The 20,525-nt window shown below is 36.6% G+C and carries 19 protein-coding genes; 12 read left to right on the top strand and 7 right to left on the bottom strand.

The window, feature by feature from the left end:
- Positions 1-54 precede the first annotated feature (54 nt).
- From YQ22_RS11690 to radC, 3 genes are read right to left on the bottom strand one after another with little or no spacing between them, the layout of a single operon-like run.
- Entirely contained in the window at positions 55-744 is a 690-nt protein-coding gene (locus YQ22_RS11690) for a YjjG family noncanonical pyrimidine nucleotidase (RefSeq protein WP_071341349.1), read from the bottom strand.
- The gene (locus tag YQ22_RS11685) at positions 731-2,032 is read right to left on the bottom strand and encodes a polysaccharide deacetylase family protein (RefSeq protein ID WP_071341348.1); all 1,302 of its coding nucleotides are present in this window, start codon (positions 2,030-2,032) and stop codon (positions 731-733) included. The genes YQ22_RS11690 and YQ22_RS11685 overlap by 14 nt, the downstream gene beginning before the upstream one ends.
- Positions 2,033-2,731 (bottom strand): RadC family protein, encoded by a 699-nt coding sequence (gene radC / locus YQ22_RS11680; protein WP_058103845.1) that lies wholly within the window; start codon positions 2,729-2,731, stop codon positions 2,033-2,035.
- A gap of 57 nt (positions 2,732-2,788) precedes the next feature.
- On the opposite strand from radC, the gene YQ22_RS11675 reads away from it, so the two are divergent.
- Positions 2,789-3,232 (top strand): DUF1569 domain-containing protein, encoded by a 444-nt coding sequence (locus YQ22_RS11675; RefSeq protein ID WP_071341347.1) that lies wholly within the window; start codon positions 2,789-2,791, stop codon positions 3,230-3,232.
- Between the two features lie 81 nt (positions 3,233-3,313).
- Here the strand turns inward: YQ22_RS11675 and YQ22_RS11670 are convergent, their stop codons facing one another.
- Positions 3,314-4,669: a UDP-N-acetylmuramate--L-alanine ligase gene (locus tag YQ22_RS11670; protein WP_071341346.1), complete on the bottom strand. Its 1,356-nt coding sequence runs from the start codon at positions 4,667-4,669 to the stop codon at positions 3,314-3,316.
- Between the two features lie 253 nt (positions 4,670-4,922).
- On the opposite strand from YQ22_RS11670, the gene YQ22_RS11665 reads away from it, so the two are divergent.
- The 11 genes from YQ22_RS11665 (at position 4,923) to YQ22_RS11615 (ending at position 16,398) form a co-directional block, all read left to right on the top strand.
- Positions 4,923-7,775 carry a gliding motility-associated C-terminal domain-containing protein gene (locus YQ22_RS11665; protein ID WP_071341345.1) on the top strand — a complete coding sequence of 951 codons (2,853 nt, stop codon included), beginning with the start codon at positions 4,923-4,925 and terminating at the stop codon, positions 7,773-7,775.
- Positions 7,776-7,778: 3 nt separating this feature from the next.
- Positions 7,779-8,732, top strand: coding sequence for a PorP/SprF family type IX secretion system membrane protein (locus YQ22_RS11660; protein WP_083414246.1), 954 nt, complete (start codon positions 7,779-7,781; stop codon positions 8,730-8,732).
- Between the two features lies 1 nt (position 8,733).
- Entirely contained in the window at positions 8,734-10,908 is a 2,175-nt protein-coding gene (locus YQ22_RS11655; RefSeq protein WP_071342572.1) for an OmpA family protein, read from the top strand.
- 88 nt (positions 10,909-10,996) lie between these two features.
- A complete protein-coding gene (locus YQ22_RS11650; protein ID WP_071341343.1) occupies positions 10,997-11,314 on the top strand; it encodes a cupin domain-containing protein in 318 nt (105 codons plus the stop codon).
- Between the two features lie 24 nt (positions 11,315-11,338).
- A complete protein-coding gene (locus tag YQ22_RS11645; protein WP_071341342.1) occupies positions 11,339-12,124 on the top strand; it encodes an SDR family oxidoreductase in 786 nt (261 codons plus the stop codon).
- Between the two features lie 171 nt (positions 12,125-12,295).
- A complete protein-coding gene (locus YQ22_RS11640; protein WP_071341341.1) occupies positions 12,296-13,480 on the top strand; it encodes a YHYH protein in 1,185 nt (394 codons plus the stop codon).
- A gap of 106 nt (positions 13,481-13,586) precedes the next feature.
- Positions 13,587-14,063 (top strand): Crp/Fnr family transcriptional regulator, encoded by a 477-nt coding sequence (locus YQ22_RS11635; RefSeq protein WP_071341340.1) that lies wholly within the window; start codon positions 13,587-13,589, stop codon positions 14,061-14,063.
- A 77-nt stretch (positions 14,064-14,140) separates the two neighbouring features.
- Positions 14,141-14,548, top strand: coding sequence for a DoxX family protein (locus tag YQ22_RS11630; RefSeq protein ID WP_071341339.1), 408 nt, complete (start codon positions 14,141-14,143; stop codon positions 14,546-14,548).
- 213 nt (positions 14,549-14,761) lie between these two features.
- Entirely contained in the window at positions 14,762-15,328 is a 567-nt protein-coding gene (locus YQ22_RS11625; RefSeq protein WP_071341338.1) for a Crp/Fnr family transcriptional regulator, read from the top strand.
- Between the two features lie 63 nt (positions 15,329-15,391).
- Positions 15,392-15,844 (top strand): DoxX family protein, encoded by a 453-nt coding sequence (locus YQ22_RS11620; protein WP_071341337.1) that lies wholly within the window; start codon positions 15,392-15,394, stop codon positions 15,842-15,844.
- Positions 15,845-15,993: 149 nt separating this feature from the next.
- On the top strand, positions 15,994-16,398 hold the full coding sequence (locus tag YQ22_RS11615) for a hypothetical protein (protein ID WP_156894564.1): 405 nt from the start codon (positions 15,994-15,996) through the stop codon (positions 16,396-16,398).
- 191 nt (positions 16,399-16,589) lie between these two features.
- On the opposite strand, the gene YQ22_RS11610 is transcribed toward YQ22_RS11615, so the two are convergent.
- Genes YQ22_RS11610 through YQ22_RS11600 form a run of 3 tightly spaced genes read right to left on the bottom strand, consistent with a single transcriptional unit; the run spans position 16,590 to position 20,469 of the window.
- On the bottom strand, positions 16,590-17,327 hold the full coding sequence (locus YQ22_RS11610) for an MIP/aquaporin family protein (protein ID WP_071341335.1): 738 nt from the start codon (positions 17,325-17,327) through the stop codon (positions 16,590-16,592).
- A gap of 28 nt (positions 17,328-17,355) precedes the next feature.
- Entirely contained in the window at positions 17,356-18,852 is a 1,497-nt protein-coding gene (gene glpK, locus YQ22_RS11605; protein WP_071341334.1) for a glycerol kinase GlpK, read from the bottom strand.
- 57 nt (positions 18,853-18,909) lie between these two features.
- Positions 18,910-20,469, bottom strand: a complete 1,560-nt coding sequence (locus YQ22_RS11600; RefSeq protein WP_071341333.1) for a glycerol-3-phosphate dehydrogenase/oxidase — start codon at positions 20,467-20,469, stop codon at positions 18,910-18,912.
- Between the last annotated feature and the right edge of the window lie 56 nt (positions 20,470-20,525).

Genomic DNA, 20,525 nt, shown 5'->3' with positions numbered 1-20,525 from the left:
TTCATCGACCCTACGAAGTTTAAAATAAGACAGAAATCTGTACTATTAGTAACTCTATAAAAACGATTTTATTTCTTCCAAATCATAAATAATAGGTGACAGATCATGCTTTTTTTCTTTATGCGCATTAAAATGAATGGTATAAAAACCCAAAGCTTTTGCCCCCATGATATCCGCCTCTAGACTATCTCCGATCATAATTGAACATTCAGGTGTGGCACCTGCCTTTTTTAAAGCTAAATTGAAAATGATAGGATTTGGTTTTTTGACTCCCGCCATCTCAGAATCTATAATTTGGTCAAAAAAATCATAAATCCCAGAATTTCTTAGTTTCCTTTCTTGTACCTCTTGAAAACCATTGGTAATGATATGTAGCTTATACTTAGGTCGTAAATAGTTCAATACCTCAATAGTATTAGGAAACAAAGCATTAAATGAAGACAAGTGATTAATGTATTCTTCGGATAATAAATGAATGACCTCATCAGAAGCCGGGTAATCCAATTCATCGAAAACAGATTTTAATCTTTGGTAGCGTAATTCTGCTTTGGTTATCTTCTCTTCACGGAAAAGTCTCCAAAACTTGAGATTAGCAGGTACATAAACTGCTAAAAAATCATGCAGTTCTATATCGATATTTTGCTCGTTAAAAATTTTCTGAAATGTATTTGCAGAGTTCTTGTCAAAATCCCAAAGGGTATGATCTAGATCAAAGAAAACATTGGTAACCCTATTGTGGAACATATTGTTGTTTGATTATTTCGGCATATAAAGACATCCAATCCCTATCTTCTTTATTTCCTAAGACCTCATTAGAGAACATTGTAATAAGCGTACCATTTACTTTACGTACCTCATTAGTCAAAGCTTTTACCTGACATAAAACATCGTTGTCCTTTTTAATTTTTGATAATGAAATATCATGTATAGCAAACGGATGTATTTTTATTGGCTGCTTTACCTCTAATGGTATATCGTAAAACTGAAATGCCGTGCATGTTCCGGCCCTAAACCCAAGTTCAAAGGTATATCCCATGGTATAATCATTTGTAAACTCGGCTGCAATTAAATTACGATAGGTTTGTGGCACATCTACCCTATTATATCTCATTTTAGAATTGTTCACTGGTCTATTTATGACCTCTTCCAAATTTGCCTTTTCTTTCTTCAACAGCTCTAAATCCGAAAATGAACTATAACTCGCCGCCATGGAAACGGGCACATAATCTGCCACGTACTTTATAAGCGACTTAAATTTCATACTATTGGTAGAAACATTTTTATCGTACTTGGAATAATCTGCAAATTGAAAAAAGTAATTACATTTTACCTTGTATCTTTTATGTAAATCTATGAGCTCTGCATAATTGTCATAAGGATCTTTTTGTCTGTTCAATCCTACCGCAATACGCTCGTAAACACGTTTAAATTTCAACGTCCCCAAATCCATCAACATACCCACCAAACCACGTACAACGCCCCGGTTTGCATAACAATGCGATGTAGCTACATCAATAACGGATATAAAGTCATAAGATTTGTGTTTAAATTCCAAATCTTCAAAACGTTCCTTTAGTGCTTCTAATAATTTATAGGCCCAAATATCAACAACTGGTTTTAAAAGAAAACCATTCTGGTAGGCTACACTATCTTTTGGAGAAAATCTGCCATGAATATCCTTTACGTGTGGCAAATACTCTTCATACCTAGAAAGCATAAAAAAACTGGCAGCAAAAATATCGAAAGGTAAAGTACTTTTATCACCTGTCTGAAAAAAGCAAGGTGTACCTTCCCAATCACCAATGTTCAATTGAACATCGTTAATGCCTTGCTCAAACAACAATTCATTACTACGAACAAAAAATTCATTCTGTAAGGGCTGTTTTGTATACGTGATTTTTGCCCCCGTATGTTTAATAAAATCTTCGACTTTGGTGGTGAAATCAATCTCAATCCCCAAAATAACCACAAAGATATGCCTCATAACATAGGTAAGGCGCGGTGTTATTTTATGTGTGTAGATCAATAACATTTATAGCATATTTTCATCTGCAAAGCTATAGTAACTTTTTTGGGTAATGATCAAATGGTCCAACACTTTAATATCTAAAGTTTCACTGGCCGTTTTAATCTTTTGGGTAATCTGTTTATCTGCTGCGCTAGGTCTCAAAGTACCCGATGGATGGTTATGGGCTAATATTATAGCAACCGCACCTAACTCTAACGCCTGTTTCATTACAATTCTCACATCTACAAGAGTACCTGTTATTCCACCTTTACTTAATTGAGCCTTATGTAACACTTTATTGGAATTGTTGAGAAAAAGAATCCAGAATTCTTCATGTTCCAATTCTCCCAACATAGGATGTAAAATATGGTAAGCGTCTTTACTACTACCTATTTTCTCAATTTTAGGAGCATCTTCACCCCTTCTTCTTCTACCCACCTCTAAAGCTGCCGCAATACTTACTGCTTTGGCTTCGCCAATACCTTTGAAAGCCATTAACTGCTTTATGGACAATCTACCCAATTCATTTAAATTGTTATCCACCGATGCCAAAATACGTTTTGAAAGCTCAACTGCGCTTTCTGACCTACTACCCGAACCTATCAAAATAGCGATCAATTCTGCATCGGACAAAACAGCACGGCCTTTGTTGACCAGCTTTTCTCTTGGCTTATCATCATCTGACCAATTTTTTATGGAGAACGAAACGGATTTATCCTGCATTGGCTAAAGATACAGAACAAATTATTTTATGCTAAATTTATACATCAAATTAAAATCATGAAATCCTTATTAACAAAAGAAGCTTACGAAGAAATTAATCAAAGAATTGATCTTCTAACCCTAAACTCAGAAAAAGGATGGGGTAAAATGAGTGTTGGTCAAATGTGTTGGCACTGTCAATACCCTCTACAATTGGCTATTAAAAACAAACCTAACAATTCAAAAGGAAATTGGTTCATAAAGACTTTCTTCAAAAAATCATTGTACAATGACAAACCGTGGAGAAAAAATATGCCTACAGCTCCACAATTAAAAGCTAAGGAAGATAAAGACTTTGAAACGGAGCATAAACTATTAAAAAAATTGGTGAGCGATTTTTATGCCGTAAGAGACAGAGAAGAATGGCACCCACACCCAGCTTTTGGTACTTTTACAAAAGAACAGTGGGGTCAAGTTCAATACAAACACCTTGACCATCATTTAAAGCAGTTTGGAGTATAACTTGGTTGTTGAAAAAACTCAAGTTCAAGTTCAAAAATCAAGTTCAATTTCAATCTCAAAAAAAGACTTTGTACTTCCTCCTTAACTCAACAACCCGTGCAATTTGTTTAAATCGAATCCGCCATAATTACCTGAACTCATTAATAACAGCGTAGTATCCTTGTAAGATTGTTTTTCTAAATAATCATGAAATGATTTGGCGTCTGTAAAGATTTTTAAATCGTTGCGTTGAAATGCTTCTGATATTTGATCAGCGGTCACCGCCTCTAATTTCTTTATGGCTACAGATTCTGGCAAGAAGAAAATGACCGCTTCATCTGCAGCATCTAAGGCGCCCTTATATTCCTTTAAAAATTCTGGATTAAAACTGCTGTAAGTATGTAATTCCAAACAAGCTGTCAGTTTTCTATTTGGGTATTGTTCTTTAACTGCTCTGGTAGTTGCCGCAACTTTACTTGGTGAATGTGCAAAATCTTTATACGCAATACTGGTTGCTCCCTCTGCAATTTTCTCCAATCTTTTAGATGCGCCTTTAAAAGTAGTTATGGCCTCATTAAAATCTTCCTCATCTACTCCCATATTCTGGCATATCCATTTTGCCCCCGCTAAGTTGCTTAAATTATGTTTACCAAAAACCTCAATTGGCATTGGCCCCTCATTAGTTTCTAAAAGGGTTTCTCCGTCTTCTACAGTATATTCTGGTGTGGAATATGGTAATTTTCTAATGGCATTTTCAGAGGACTCTACTACATCTTTTACAGTATCATCTTCAACATTATAAGTAATAGAACCACCGTTTACAATACTATTTACAAATATTTTAAACTGCTCTACATAATTTTCAAAAGTTGGAAATACATTAATATGATCCCAAGCAATTCCACTTAGTAAGGCAATATTAGGTTGATACAGATGAAATTTAGGTCGCCTATCTATTGGAGATGACAGGTATTCATCGCCTTCTAAAACGATAAAATCATTATCCTCTGTTAAATGCACCATGCGATCAAAACCATCTAATTGTGCACCTACCATATAATCCACATCAATATCATGAAAATTAAGTACATGTAAGATCATTGAGGTAATGGTGGTTTTACCGTGACTACCACCAATTACTACCCTAGTTTTATTTTTTGATTGTTCATATAAAAATTCAGGATAAGAATAAATGGTAATGCCTAAATCTTGGGCTTTCAACAGTTCAGGATTATCTGCTTTTGCATGCATACCAAGTACAATTGCATCTAGATCCATAGTGATTTTTTCAGGAAACCAACCAAATTCATCAGGTAACAATCCTTTAGCCGCCAACCTAGATTTAGAAGGTTCAAAAATAACATCATCACTTCCTGTAATAATGTATCCTTTATGTTTCAAGGCCAACGCTAAGTTATGCATGGCACTTCCTCCTATCGCAATAAAATGTATTCGCATTCCTAAATTTTAGGTGGCAAAGATACGTATTGTCCAATTAAAACTATGGAATACCTACAAGCTAAGGCCAACGGTTACATGTAAAAAGTATAATCATATATCGATGAAATACACATAATTTTAACACTTTCTAACAGTTTTAGTAGTATTCACCTTACATTTTAAGTGTTTTACAACAAATAATTTCCTACATATAGGAACAAAAATACCTTAGCAGTTATCAAAAACATATTCAGCAACCAACCCCCTGTGAATGAATAACCTAAAATTCAAGCTCTTAACATTTCTGTTTCTCTTGACCGGCATTCTAAGCCAAGTTCAAGCTCAATGCGCCGGTGAAAATGCAACAGTTGAAGTTTGTGAAAAAGACGCTGACGTTGCTAATCGTAATTTTGATTTATTTTCTAGATTAGGTGGCACACCTAATTCTGGTGGTACATGGGCAACCAACAACCCCGAAAATTTTTATGCCCTAAACCAAAATACGGGTATCGTAGACCTTTGGCGAATTAATAATTATGGCACCCATTCTTTTGTTTACACCAAAGCGGATTGTAACCAAAGTGCAACGCTAACCATTGTTCTTGGAGGATACCCCGGCGAAGATAATATAGATGGTAGCGCTAATGCGTGTGGTGATGACAGTAGTGTAAACTTACATGGTTTTTTAGGCAGTAATGTAGACGGTAAAGTACAAGATTTTAATGGCTTGTGGGAAGAAGACCCTGCAACTTTTACCGGTCAATTAAATGAAAATTTATTCAATGCAAGAGAAGCAGGACCCGGAATATACAATTTCACGTATACGGTACCTGATGTAAATGGTTGTTCAGGAAGAACCTCAACAGTAATATTAGAGGTGCATCCACCACCAAATGCAGGTACGGCTCCCGTTCTAACCTTTTGTGCAGGAGATGATCTATCGGCTTACACCGCATTTGATCTTAGCGAACATTTAATAGGCGAAGACCCTAACGGAACCTGGACAGAAAATGGAACCAACCAATTAAGTGACCTTAATGATACTATCATTAATATTGAAGAAATATATAACAATTTTGGGTATGGAGATTTTACCTTCAATTACACCGTTTTCCCTAGCCATCCGGTTTGTGAAAAAAGAGTGTCCGAAGTAAGCATAAGAATATTGCCCATTTTAGATGGCACAATTGCTGCTGATGATATCTGTGTAGGGGAAAGCTATGTTGTTGAACTAGTTTATGACAATACGCTTTTACACAATGGCGATTTTATACTACAGTATCTCGTTAACAATAACGTAGGCGAATCGCCAACAACTTTGATTGACGGCAATGGAAGTTTTGTAATTGACCAAGGTTTGGTGCCTCTAAATGAAGAGGTTTCCTTAGAAGTTATTGGTATAAGAAGTGTAACGCCTCCCCGAGATGTTTGCCCAAGAGTTATAGTACCACCTACCACTTTTTTAGTAACAAGTTCAGATATTACTGCTGAAAATATATGCATACAGACAGAAAATACCATTCAAATTATTGAAATTCTTGATGCTGACGGCAATTTTGCAACTGGCAACTTCTCTACGACGTACGCATTGACAACTCCTGATGGAAGTACCACAAGTTCTCCAACATTTGAGCTTGAATTCACCAATGGTAATGCTTCATTTATAGTGCCTGAGAGTAATTTCACTTTGGACGGGGAATACACTATTAGACCTACTATTTCAGGCATTTATGCAACAAGTTGCCCATTGGTAGATACTTTTACAGTTACCCCTTTACCCGATTCCATTCAACTGGACCTCATTGTAGATAACAGTTGTGATGCAACACAAATAGATGTTTTGGTAGATGCACCTACACTACCCAATGGTACATATACGATAACCTATGATGTTACCGAATTAGGTTCCAACACCGTACTAACCACGAATACGATCAACTTTACAGGTGGTACTGCCGCCTACCAAATAGACGTTGATGCCTTACCTACCGGTAATTATACCGCAAGTGTACGCAGTATTCAAAACGATACCACCCCTTGCCGATTGGACTTTGAGTTCGAAGAGACCGAAAATTTTTCCCGCGGAGGTGTTCCAGATGCCCCACAAGCCGTTGCCAACCAGATATTTTGCATTAGCGAATATCCTGATGGAGCTACATTAATAGATATTGAGGTTACAACAGATGGAGATGTATTATTCTATGATACCGAAACGGACAATAATATTCTGCCCATTTCTACGGCACTGGTAGATGGTGAAGATTATTATGTGACCAATAGTGATCCACTCACCAATTGCGAAGGTACCGATCGGGTTCAAATTACGGTAAGCTTTAGTAATCCCGATGCTCCAACGGCAAGTACGGTTAATCCGCTATTTTGTGCGGAAACGAATCCGACCCTTTCCAACATATCTATTGATATTACCGCAGGTAGTTCTATTACTTGGTTTGATGCCGCTAGCGGTGGAAGTGAATTAGCAGCATCAACTATTTTGATTGACAATCAATCCTACTTTGCAGCAACTAACCGTAACGGTTGTAACAGTTCCGATCGTTTAGAAATAATCCCTACAGTGATTACTGTTACCCCAACATCTTTAACTTCAGATATGTTACAGGTCTGTGGACTGGATAATCCGACCATAACAGACTTAAGATCATTAGAAAATGAAACCGACTATGAAGTACGTTGGTTTATTACCGAAAACGGCGGTTCGCCATTACAAGATGATAACTTGTTACTAGAAAATACCACGTACTACGCAGAAAATTATGATTTACTAACCGGATGCTCTGCTGCAACAAGGGTTCCCGTTACCATAGATTTCAGTGATTGTGACCCCGAAAATTATGATTTTTTCATCCCGGACGGATTCTCACCGAATGCCGATGGCAAAAACGATACTTTCTTTATTCCTAATATAGAAACCATATTCCCCAATTTCACATTAGAAATATTGAACAGGTACGGCTCCACATTATTTAAAGGTGATATTTCAAATCCTGCCTGGGATGGTAGCAACGGATCGTCAACAGCACCTAACGGGGTATATTTCTACATTATTAACTATAACAAAGGTAATGCCGCAACTATTCAAGGGCGTCTATACTTAAACAGATAACCCATGTACAAAAAAATTACAAACACAACTTGGGGCATCTGCATAGTTATGCTTCTGTTCTTAATAAAACTGCAAGGTCAACAAGATCCGCAATATACCCAATACATGTACAACATGAACGTGATAAACCCTGCATATACCACCAATGAACCAGGAATGCTGAATTTTGGTACGTTATACAGGACCCAATGGGAAAATGCGGTAGGCGCACCACAAACCCTAACCTTCTTTGCCCATGCACCGCTATCCAAAAAAATTGAAATGGGCACCTCTATAATATCAGATGATATAGGAGACGGATCTTTAAAGGAAAACAATATCTATGTAGATTTTGCCTACATTTTGAAACTCGATGAAAAGAGCAATTTAAGCTTAGGATTAAAAGGGGGTATTACCACATTTGAAACCAATTTCAATGGCTTTAGGTTACCAGAAGTACAAGATGATCCAGCATTCAATGAAAATCTCAATAACACCTACCCTAATATTGGTATTGGAGCTTTTTATAATCGTGACAAGTTTTATGCCGGTCTGTCCATACCCAATTTACTGACATCTAAACATATTGAAAATAAAGATGGTATTACACGTTTGGGCGCAGAAGCCATTCATCTTTTTGGAATGGCCGGTTATGTGTTTGACGCAAATTCTAATTTAAAATTAAAATTATCTATTTTAACAAAAATGGTATCCGGCGCACCTGTAACAGCAGATTTTTCGTTCAACGCGCTGTTCAATAACCGTTTAGAAGGAGGAATTTCTTATAGAACAGATGACTCGGTAAGTGCCATGTTCAATATTTCCATAATACCCTCACTACGTATAGGTTATGCTTATGACTATACCTTATCAAATTTAGGGGCATTCAATAATGGCTCACATGAAATATTTGTATTGTTCAACTTAGACCTTTGGGGACTTAAAAAGGGCTATGATAAATCTCCTAGATTCTACTAATATGAAAAAAATACAATTATACCTCATCATTTGTATCGGCATTTTTCAAACAGCTTGGTCTCAACAAGACTTAAAACGTGCCAATGATCTGTTTACCAAAGCCCACTACGCAGATGCCATTTCCTTGTACGAAGCTGCACTGCCCAATAATAAAAATAGTGAGGTTATTAAAAATTTGGCAGATAGCTACTACCATACCTTTGACCTTAAGGCTGCTGCACGTTGGTACCGTTACTTAATTTCAAATTATGGTAATAAGGTTAACGAACAGTATTATTTTAAGCTAAGCCAGTCATTGAAGGCTATTGGCGAATATGAAGAAGCCTATAATGTTCTAACCGATTTTTACACCAAGGAAAGTAATCTAGAACATCTAGAGAAGTTAAAACAAGATATTACATATCTAGAAAATGTAAGTGCCATTGGTGATCGCTTTGCCATTGAAAACAGTAATTTCAATACTACTACCTCAGAATTTGGGGCTATGCAAATTGGCAATGCTATTTGGTATACCGCAACACAGAAAAAAAACAATCAAAAAACCTATAGGTGGAATAATCAAAACTATTTGGATATCTACACCCATGCCATTGACAAGGAACATTTAGGGGATAGTATTAGTATAAGTTTATCCAATACGATAAATACTAAATTACATGAAGGGTCTTTTACTGTCACTCCTGATGGAAAAACCATGTATTTTACCCGCAACAATTATAAGAATGGAAAACGAAAGACAAATGTTGAAAAGGTTTCAAATTTAAAGATCTACAGTGCTCAATTATTGGACGGGGAATGGAAAAATATTACTGAATTACCTTTTAACAGTGATGACTTTTCAAATGAACACCCTGCTATTAATAAAGAAGGTTCCAAGTTATATTTCTCTTCGGACAGACCTGGCGGTTATGGTTCTTTTGATATTTACGTAGTGAATCTGCAGTATGATAATTCCTTTAGCACACCAGTTAATTTAGGCAGTACTATTAATACGGACAAGAAAGAACAGTTTCCCTTTATTGCCAGTGATGGCACCCTCTACTTTTCATCTAACGGGCACCCGGGTTTTGGGCTTTTGGATGTATTTATATCTACAAACGAAAAGGGTATTTTTCAAAAACCTGATAACTTAGGCCTACCCGTAAATAGTGGTTATGATGATTTTGCATATGTTTTGAACAGTGTTGGCAATTCTGGCTATTTTGCGAGCAATAGACCCACAGGTAAAGGAAGCGATGACATCTATAGTTTTAAAGAAACCAAAGAATTAAAGATAGCCGACTGCCAGCAATTTATTACGGGCATTATAACCGACCGCACTACCCTACAGCCTTTAAGGGATGTTACCGTTGATTTATTGGATAGCGAAAATAAGATCATTGAATCCCGCATTACTGCAGAGGACGGTGCGTTCAAATTCAATATTGACTGTGAAAGCATATATACCGTAAAAGCTTCAAAAGCTGAATATGAAGGTAATTCAAAAAATATTCTTAGTTCAAAGAAAAGAAATGCCGAACATGATGCATCAATGGATCTTTACTCCGTTCATGAAAAGCAAAAGGCAGCCGCTTTGGCTCTGCAAAAGAAACAAGAAGCTAAAAAATTACGTGCGGAACAATTGGCAATCAAAAAATTAGAAGCTGAGAAGAAAGCCCAGTTAATGGCAGAAAAACAAGCCAAGGAAAAAGCTGAACGCTTGGAGCAAGAGAGAATCGTTGAAAAAGCAAAAACAGAAAAAGCCTTGGTGAAGAAAATTGAAGATGCCATAAAGACCGAAGAAGCATTGGTCAAAGAATCCAACCGAACAATTATAAAAACAGAAGAAATTCATTTTGATTATAGTCTTTGGTATTTAAGAAGAGAATCTAGAGAACGCTTACAGACGGTGATTGAAGTAATGAAAGAAAACCCAGGCATTATAATTGAAATTGGCACACATACAGATATTAGGGGAAATAGCACATACAATAAAGACCTATCTCAAAAACGCGCAGATTCTGCAAGGGATTATTTAGTTAAAAATGGTATTGCATCTGCCAGGATAGTATCTAAAGGTTACGGCGAATCAAAACCCATTGTGGTTTGCGCCACTGAAAGCGCGTGCTCAGAAGAAGATCATGAATGGAACAGAAGATGCGAATTTGTGGTTATAGGATGGGACTATACCCAATAGTCATAATTAAAATCTGATCCAATTTTTCAATTCCAACATTTACAATTGAAATTGATTCATGTATCTTTAAGTGCTTAAAACTTAAATTATGAATCTAAACCTTGCAGATATCAAACCTGTAGAAATAATGCCAGGATTTCATGGTAAATTAATCCATACAGATCAAATAAGCATGGCATTTTGGGAGGTTAAAAAAGGAGCCGAAGTAACCAGTCATTCTCATATGAACGAGCAAATTATGCATGTTATGGAAGGTGAATTTCAGTTTACATTAGAGGGCGACACAAAAGTCTGCCACCCAGGCGATATCGTAATAATACCCCTAAATAAACTCCACAGTGGCAAGGCATTGACAAACTGTAAATTAATGGATATCTTTTGCCCTACAAGAGAAGAATATCGTTGATAATCCACTCATTTTTGAATTCCAATGAACATATCCCTAAAACATAAAAAAGCTTTAGTTGGTGGTAGCAGTGCCGGTATTGGCAAAGCTATTGCACAACAATTGGCAGCTAGCGGCGCGAGTGTTACCTTAATGTCTCACAGCGAAGAAAAATTACACCACATAGTTACACAACTACCTACAGACCAAGGACAACTGCACCAATATCTTGCGGTAGATTTCAATAATTTTAAAGATTACAAGAAAGTAATCGGTACATATTTTGAGAACAATACGGTTGATATATTGGTAAACAATACCCATGGACCTGCCGCCGGAAGTGCTACCGAAAAAAACATTGACGATTACCAAAATGCCTTTGACCTATTGTTCAAAACCGTCGTTTATACAACGGAATTGGCTTTGAAATCAATGAGGAGCAATAATTGGGGGCGGGTTATCAATGTGGCTTCAGTTTCTGTAAAGGAACCTTTGGCATACCTGGCATTGTCCAACTCCATAAGAGCAGCGGTTGTCACTTGGGCAAAAACCTTGGCTACAGATGTTGGCAAACATCATATTACGGTAAATAGTGTATTAACAGGATACTTCAATACCAACCGGATTGCACAGTTAAACGCTAAAAAAGCGGAGCAGCTTGGTATTGATCAAAGTGAAGTTCTTAAAGAAATGGAATCAAGGGTAGCCGTAAAACGAATTGGAGAACCAGAAGAATATGGTTATCTGGTAGCATTTTTAGCATCTAATGAGGCGGCATATATTACCGGTACCAATATCCCTATTGATGGCGGACTTTTAAAATCCCTATAAATATTACATGAGTAGCATTTAGAAAATTCTCACCTAAAACATCATCCTTGTTAGCATAGCTATTTTCTTTAAAACACCTCACCCATATTGTAGCACATTAAAAAACCTTATCTTCCTACTAGGTAATACGTATTGTGACCTCTAAATACATACATTAAATTAAGCAAATAGATGAAGAAAATAGTACTTACAATGTTCGCCCATATTCTCATATTTTCTTGCAAAACAAATCAAGAAAATAAAGAACGACAGCAACCGGATGGCGAAAGACCAACTTCTTCTCAGTTAATTTCAGAAATGGATGCCAATAAAGACGGAAAATTATCTATGGATGAAGTTAAAGGACCAATTGCCAATGACTTTGAAAACATAGACAGTGATAACGATAATTTCATATCGCTTGAAGAACTTGACAAAGCAGAAAAGAACCGAGAGAATAGACCTCCTAGGCAAGAAGAAAGCAATGCTGATTTATCAAATGAAATTGAAACTTCCGCAAAGGTAGTACCTGTTAACACAGATTATTTTATAACCGAAAATATTATTGGCGAAATTCAAGAGAAAACAGTGGAACTTAATGGTATTGAAACCTTATGCTATATCATTAAAACCCACTCTCAGGCAACGGAGCATCAAATGGGTCCTTGGTGCCCATGGCATATAAGCGATGGAATGGAGAAAGCTGGAATTTGGTTCAAAGATGATAAAGTTTACGATGTATCAGGACACTTTATTGCCAATCTAGACGAATTTTATAGTGATGACAAATGGTTGCTTTACAGAGAAGACGGCACCATAAAAGTTACTGAAACTGAAGAAGCTTGCTTAGCCGCCGCCAAACCAGAAGTAGATGATGATTACCACAACTATTGTGTGGAGTGCTTACCAGAGTACTTTAAAGACCAAGTGACAACTTTTGTTATACCCGCAACACCAACTTACTTAAAATCTATTCAGAATTTTGGTCGAGGAGGAATAGGAATAGCTTTTAACGGCGTAAACTATGATCCACCTGCGCCTACTCACGCTATATTGGCAGCACATACCATTGCACCTCTAGATGATCATGGCGGGCATGTAAATCCGCATGGCGGCTATCATTATCACGCGGTAACCGGCTCAACAAAAGAAATTGTACAAAATGATACCCACGCTGCAATTATTGGTTATGCCATAGACGGTTTCGGCATTTATACGTTATTGGATAAAAATGGAAATAAGCCTAGCGATTTGGATGAATGCGGCGGACATTTTGATGATATTAGAGGGTATCATTATCATGCAGGTGAACCAGGTGGAAATCAAATTATTAAATGCCTACACGGATTACCAGGATATACAGAAATAAAAGAATAATAGTTTGGATTAGATTTCAGTTGTAGCATTTAATTTTTAGCGCAAAGAAATTTAATTACTTTAGTAATCGTGGTTTTACATATCCTCTTAGAATAAACTTTAAGAATTGAAGAAAGTACACGTAAAAAAAGGAACAGTTCTACAGCGTAAAGGAGATTTAAGCTCCAAAGTATACCTAGTTGAGAGCGGTTTACTACGCAGCTACACTATTGATGCTAAAGGAAAAGAGCATATTTACATGTTTGGACCGGAGAATTGGATAGTAGCGGACAATTGTCAACTAAATGAACCTTGCCAACTATTTATAGATGCCATTGAAAACTCAATAATCAACATAACCACCAAAGAAGAGTTACTAAAATCAAGTCCTGATTTAAAAGCTTTGGCTAAACGATTAAGGGTAATGCAAAATAGAATTATCATGTTAATGAGTTCCAATGCAAAAGAAAGATATGAGCATTTTATTACAACCTATCCAAATGTTACACAAAGAGTTCCTTTAAAAATGATCGCCTCATACTTAGGAATTACACCTGAAGCTTTAAGTCGTGTTAGGCATCAACTTTCCCAAAAAAACGGCTAATATAATTTCTTGATGTACATCAATGCATAGGCTATTAAAAGCTATGACCTTTGCTGTAAACCAATATAGAAATTAAAATGACCCAACAAAAGAACAACAAGGCATTGAATATAGGATTATGGATTGCCCAAGGATTATTAGCTATTATGTTTATAATGGCAGGTGTTATGAAAGCCACCCAGCCAATAGAAGAATTAGCTGTATCACTACCATGGGTTGCATCATCACCCGTAAGTCTAATTCGTTTTATTGGTATAAGTGAACTCCTAGGTGGATTAGGGTTATTGATTCCTAGTATTTTTCGTTTTAAACCATTTCTAACTATTTGGGCAGCTTTAGGTTTGGCTATAATTATGGTTTTAGCTGCTATATTTCACGCATCTAAAGGTGAATATTCTGCTATAATCACAAACATCTTAATCATGGGCATTGCCTTATTCATAGCTTGGGGCAGAAGTAAAAAAGCTCCCATCCCATCAAAATAAATGCTTGTGCATATTTGTTTAGATCATAGAAACAGATTTAAATGAATGGTCATAGTGCTATTATAAAAAACTACAAAATACAGGTTATTACTTTTAGATAATAACCTGTATCATCCTTGTGGTATATTTTCATTTCATCATTAAAAAGAACTGCTTAAATTCCCATCTAAAATTCACTACTTTTAAAATAGGCTATGCTATTAAACCTATTATATGAATGAAATCAGAGATTTTATTGATAAGATTTCTAAAATGAACAATACTGACTGGGCTTTTTTTTCTTCTAAACTAAAAAAAGTCAAGTACAGCAAAAACACAAAGATTTTAGAATTGGGAAAAATAGAAAGGCATTTATATTTTATTACCGAAGGAATTATTCGCCTCTATATACCTAAAGAAAATACTGATATCACCTTTGGTTTTTTGTTTGAAAATGAGTTCGTTACAGGTTATGATTCACTTTTAACAGAAACGCCATCAGCATATGAAATAGAAACTTTGACGGAAACGGAAATGTGGCAAATTAATAACATGGATTTACAGGAAGTCTATGCGCATACATCTGTTGGCAATATTATAGGTAAAAAAATGGCAGAAAACATGTATTTGATAAAGTCTAAAAGAGAACTTTCTCTTTTAAGCAAAACAGCAGAAGAGCGTTATTTGGATTTATTTAATGAAAGACCAAATCTGCTGCAACACATACCTTTAAAATATATAGCTTCCTATATTGGAGTTACTCCGCAAGCACTGAGCAGAATAAGAAAACGTATTACTTAACCTAGGTTCATTAATTCCAAATACGCTTTCATGACCTTTGTGTTTTAATAAATATAAAGAATCATGAAACCACTACTTGTCCTTCTAATAGGTTTTGCCATTTCATTAGTTGCGATTAAAATCATTACAAAAACTTATGACTATAAACTAGCAGCTAGAATTGCTATGAGCTTAATGCTCCTTTTTACGGCATTTGGTCATTTTGTCTTTACAAAAGGGATGACCATGATGATACCGGAAATTATCCCCTACAAAGAATTGATCGTGTATGCCACGGGTTTTGTTGAGCTTTCACTTGCCATAGGAATATTAATACCCAAGTATTCTTCACTAGGTGCGTGGGTATTGATTATATTTTTCATTGTATTATTACCTGCCAATATTTATGCAGCTATACACAATATCAACTATCAAAATGGAACTGTTGATGGTCACGGTCTTTCTTATTTATGGTTTAGAATTCCGCTACAAATTCTGTTTATTTTCTGGACATACTGTAGTACAATTAGATTTTAAATAATGGTGTTGTATCTATGTAGTTCTAGCTAAAATCCCTTTTATAAAACTTCAAATACCATAAACAAAATCAACGATAGCGAAAGCTGTAACATATTTACTAATTTAGAATGACCATTTTATTTGAACCAACATTTCAAAGAAGCTAAATGAATATGCACAATTTATACCACCACCCTATTCTTTCCCTATTCATCATGATCTTTATGAGCATGTTTGGCAATCAAACTTTAAAGAACCAAGACCTAGTAATATCGTTTATTGAGGCTAGAAATAATTATGATGTTGAAAAGGTGAACACTTTGATCCATGATCATTATTATGAACTTTTTATGGATGGAAGTAAAGAAATAGAAAGTAAAGAACAATTGATGGACAGAATTTTATGGGGCAAAGAACTTGATTCGCATATATCATTATTGGACATTAGCGTTAACAAGGACACAATTATCACCATTGAAGAGAACACCAATTTTCTTGACGTGGCACTACAGAGGAAACCTAGAAAATTCAAAATTACCTATAGCTTTTTAAATGGTAAAATAAAGAATTAAAGTATTGATACTTTGAGCGGGCATCAAAGTATCATAAAATTTAATGCTCTCAAATACCAAGAATTCATAGCTTATTGCCAACAGCATAATCTAACGTACCATGGGAAATCTTTAAACAAAGAATTTGGGGTACAATTAAGAAAAGTACTTGAACAGTATAAAAGCGTAAATCAAAATAAACCGTGAATTAGTTACAGAAGGATCAAATACAGGAAAGCAGCAAGTAAACAGCCAATTAACGGACCTACTATTGGCACCCAAGCATAGCCCCAATCACTACTACCCTTAATGGGTAACAATGAATGAACAATACGTGGTCCAACATCTCTAGCAGGGTTTATGGCATAACCTGTAGTACCGCCTAGGGACAAACCTATAACCCAAACCAAAAAAGCAACGGGCAGCGCTCCTATAGAGCCCAATCCGATAATTGTACGTGAGTCTACATCACCAATAATATCTAATTCAGGACCCGCAAAATAGAATATTACAAATACCAGAACAAAAGTTCCGATCACCTCACTAATTAAATTGGAAAAAGTATTTTTAATAGCTGGTCCCGTACTAAAACAAGCCAACTTACCACCTTCATCATTTGTAATATTAAAATGATCTTTATAAAACACCCAAACCAAAAACGCCCCCAACATGGCGCCGATCAGTTCTCCTGCCATATATTCAGGAACAAGGTCCCATGATACTTTGCCGGCTACGGCCAAAGCAATAGTTACCGCGGGGTTTAAGTGCGCCCCACTGTATGGACCTGCAACAACAACACCAACAAACACCGCCAGTGCCCAACCCGTGGTAATAACTATCCAACCAGAGCCATTGCCCTTAGTACCGTTCAAAACCACATTCGCTACCACTCCGTTACCTAAAAGAATAAGTAACATAGTGCCTATAATTTCCGCTATTAAAATTGACATATCTAAAAAGTTGGTTAATGGTCAGTTTTTATTCTTCAATCCAATGTTGTGCGCATTTTACAGCTTTGTTCCAGTAATAGAGCATATTCTCTATTTTCTCTTTTGGAGCTTCTGGAAAAAACTCTTTATCAATGCTCCATTGCGATTGTATATCGTCTATACTGTCCCAATACCCAACGGCCAAACCTGCAAGGTACGCTGCACCCATTGCCGTCGTCTCTAAAGTTTTTGGTCTAATAATTTTAAAACCGAACAAATCTGATTGTATCTGCATTAATAGGTTACTGGCACTTGCCCCACCATCTACACGAAGTTCAACACTTTCCTCTCCTGAATCTGCCTCCATGGCCTTTACGATATCATAAACTTGAAATGCAATACCTTCAATGGTTGCACGTGCAATATGTGCATCTGTTGTACCCCTTGTAATACCCATCATGGCTCCTCTGGCATATTGGTCCCAGTGCGGAGCGCCCAATCCAGTTAAGGCCGGCACAAAATACACTCCACCGTTGTCTTCAACCGTTTCTGCCAAATGATTGATTCCAGGTGCAGTTTTAACCATTTTAGCACCGTCTCTTAACCATTGTATTGCAGCCCCACCAACAAAAACACTCCCTTCTAGGGCATATGTAATTTCTCCGTTAATCTTCCAACCTATGGTAGTAAGTAAATTATTTTCAGAGTACACCGCTTTATCACCAGTATTCATCAACAAAAAGCAGCCTGTACCATAGGTATTTTTGACCATACCCGGTTTAGTACACATTTGACCGAACAAAGCTGCCTGCTGATCGCCCGCAATACCTGCTATAGGAATTTTTGTTGAGAACAATGTTGTAGCCGTTGTTCCATAAACCTCACTACTTTGTTTCACTTCGGGCAGTACTGATTTGGGAATGTTCAAAAGGGTAAGAAGTTCTTGATCCCACTCTAACGTATGAATATTGAACAACATGGTTCTACTTGCGTTAGAGACATCTGTAATGAACATTTTACCTCTGGTCAACTTCCAAATCAACCAAGTATCTACAGTACCAAAACAGAGTTTTCCTGCTTCAGCTTTTTCCCTAGCACCCTCTACATTGTCAAGAATCCATTTAATTTTTGTTGCCGAAAAATAAGCATCAATGACCAGACCTGTTTTCTTTTTAATTAAATCTACATGACCATTATCCTTAAGTTCATCGCAATACTTGGCAGTTCTTCTATCTTGCCAAACAATGGCATTATAAATTGGTTCACTGGTTTCACGATCCCAAACTACAACTGTTTCTCGTTGATTGGTAATTCCTATTGCTGCTATATTATCACCGGTGATACCTTGTTTTGCAATTACCTCCGCCGCTACAGATATTTGTGAGGACCAAATTTCATTAGGATCATGTTCAACCCATCCTGGTTTTGGAAAGATCTGCTCAAATGGTTTTTGAGAAACCTTTACAATTTCACCGGCATGATTAAACAAAATGGCACGTGAAGAAGTTGTACCCTGATCTAATGCTAAAATTAATTTGGTATTCATTGAGTTGTTGATTTTAAGTTAATTCAATTGTAAGTTGACATCAATTGAATAGTTATTTTAAATAATATAGTTGGAAGTTACCTTCTTGTAATCTTCTACTTGTTTGGCTTGCCATTCGGAGTCTTTACCTAGTTCGCTCGCCATAATTTCCGCCACTCTTGGGGCCATCCTAACACTTTCCTTGGCATCCAATAACTGGCAACGGGTTCTACGGGCAAGAAAATCTTCTACATTAAGAGCCATTTCATTTTGAACGGCCCACACAACCTGTCCTTCTATTACACCCAATGAATTGCTAAGAGTAGTGTTCCACCCCTTTTCCTTGGAAAGTTTTAACAAAGGTTCTTCATCACTACCATAAAAGTATAGGGGGTTATTTAAGTCTACATCTTTTTTGTAACCATGAATTTTAAGGTTTTTGGTTTTAGTAGCAATATGTTTCCATTGCTGGTTCCTTTCCGCTTTATCAACCAAATCTTCGCCCATTTTTCTAAATGTGGTCCATTTTCCGCCAACAATGGTCAACAGACCGGAATCTGATGAAAAAATTTTATGGCTGCGCGAAATCTCTTTTGTTTTATTTCCGTCCTCACTTGGAGCCGCTAACGGTCTTAACCCCGCAAAAACACTTAAGACATCGCTTCGTTTTGGGGCTTTTGTCAAATACCTGGTTGCAGTGTTTAAAATAAATCCTATTTCATCTTCTAAAGCTATAGGTTCCAAAGATTCTTTTTTCACGGGAGTATCGGTAGTACCAACAATGACCTTATTATGCCAAGGCACTAAGAACAACACTCTACCATCATCTGTTTTAGGAATAGTAATGGCATCGTCACCAGGTAAAAAAGACTTATCCAACATGAGATGAACACCCTGGCTTGGAGCAATTGTTTTTTTAGACCCGGGAGCATCCATTTGCAACACATCATCAGCAAATACCCCAGTAGCGTTCACCACCTGTTTTCCCTTGATTTCAAAAGATTCTTTGCCTTCCTCATCAAAGACCTTAACTCCGGTAACTTTACCGTTGGCATCTTTCAACAAACCTTCAACAGCACAATAATTAGCCACAACAGCGCCTAATTCCACAGCACTTTGCAAGGTATTGACCGCCAAACGAGAGTCGTCAAACTGACCATCATAATATAGCACACCTGCCGATATTTTATCAGGATTTATTAAAGAGATTCTCTCTAAGGTCTTTGTTTTGGATAAACGTTTAGACCTGCCAAGACTTAATCTACCCGCTAACAAATCATAGAATGTTAAGCCAATAGTATATAGAATTTCATCATATAGGCCATGTGTTGGTATCACAAAAGATTGGGTTTTGGTTATGTGAGGGGCATTTTTTAACAAAAGACCTCTTTCTACAACCGCCTCCCGCACCAAGCCTATGTTTCCTTGAGCCAAATATCTCACTCCGCCATGCACCAATTTTGTTGCTTTACTGGATGTTGATTTAGTAAAATCCGATTTCTCCAACAAAGCGACCGAGTACCCTCTAGCCGATGCCTCTAATGCTATTCCAATTCCCGTAGCACCGCCACCAATTATAATAAAATCATAAGTATTAGGCGTAACCTTCAACTTACTAATCATTTCTTTTCTTTTCACAAAATTTCCTTTTGTTACGTTTTATATCAAAATTGACGCTAAAAATACAATAAATA

The organism is Maribacter sp. 1_2014MBL_MicDiv, from assembly GCF_001865655.1.
Taxonomy (GTDB): Bacteria; Bacteroidota; Bacteroidia; order Flavobacteriales; family Flavobacteriaceae; genus Maribacter; species Maribacter dokdonensis.
This window is presented reverse-complemented; position numbering and strand designations above follow the sequence as displayed.

Excerpts from the sequence above, each read along its gene's own strand:
- YQ22_RS11690 (WP_071341349.1), bottom strand. The coding sequence starts at position 744 with ATGTTCCACAATAGGGTTACCAATGTTTTCTTTGATCTAGATCATACC.
- YQ22_RS11685 (WP_071341348.1), bottom strand. The coding sequence starts at position 2,032 with ATGTTATTGATCTACACACATAAAATAACACCGCGCCTTACCTATGTT.
- radC (WP_058103845.1), bottom strand. The coding sequence starts at position 2,731 with ATGCAGGATAAATCCGTTTCGTTCTCCATAAAAAATTGGTCAGATGAT.
- YQ22_RS11675 (WP_071341347.1), top strand. The coding sequence starts at position 2,789 with ATGAAATCCTTATTAACAAAAGAAGCTTACGAAGAAATTAATCAAAGA.
- YQ22_RS11670 (WP_071341346.1), bottom strand. The coding sequence starts at position 4,669 with ATGCGAATACATTTTATTGCGATAGGAGGAAGTGCCATGCATAACTTA.
- YQ22_RS11665 (WP_071341345.1), top strand. The coding sequence starts at position 4,923 with ATGAATAACCTAAAATTCAAGCTCTTAACATTTCTGTTTCTCTTGACC.
- YQ22_RS11660 (WP_083414246.1), top strand. The coding sequence starts at position 7,779 with ATGTACAAAAAAATTACAAACACAACTTGGGGCATCTGCATAGTTATG.
- YQ22_RS11655 (WP_071342572.1), top strand. The coding sequence starts at position 8,734 with ATGAAAAAAATACAATTATACCTCATCATTTGTATCGGCATTTTTCAA.
- YQ22_RS11650 (WP_071341343.1), top strand. The coding sequence starts at position 10,997 with ATGAATCTAAACCTTGCAGATATCAAACCTGTAGAAATAATGCCAGGA.
- YQ22_RS11645 (WP_071341342.1), top strand. The coding sequence starts at position 11,339 with ATGAACATATCCCTAAAACATAAAAAAGCTTTAGTTGGTGGTAGCAGT.
- YQ22_RS11640 (WP_071341341.1), top strand. The coding sequence starts at position 12,296 with ATGAAGAAAATAGTACTTACAATGTTCGCCCATATTCTCATATTTTCT.
- YQ22_RS11630 (WP_071341339.1), top strand. The coding sequence starts at position 14,141 with ATGACCCAACAAAAGAACAACAAGGCATTGAATATAGGATTATGGATT.
- YQ22_RS11625 (WP_071341338.1), top strand. The coding sequence starts at position 14,762 with ATGAATGAAATCAGAGATTTTATTGATAAGATTTCTAAAATGAACAAT.
- YQ22_RS11620 (WP_071341337.1), top strand. The coding sequence starts at position 15,392 with ATGAAACCACTACTTGTCCTTCTAATAGGTTTTGCCATTTCATTAGTT.
- YQ22_RS11615 (WP_156894564.1), top strand. The coding sequence starts at position 15,994 with ATGAATATGCACAATTTATACCACCACCCTATTCTTTCCCTATTCATC.
- YQ22_RS11610 (WP_071341335.1), bottom strand. The coding sequence starts at position 17,327 with ATGTCAATTTTAATAGCGGAAATTATAGGCACTATGTTACTTATTCTT.
- glpK (WP_071341334.1), bottom strand. The coding sequence starts at position 18,852 with ATGAATACCAAATTAATTTTAGCATTAGATCAGGGTACAACTTCTTCA.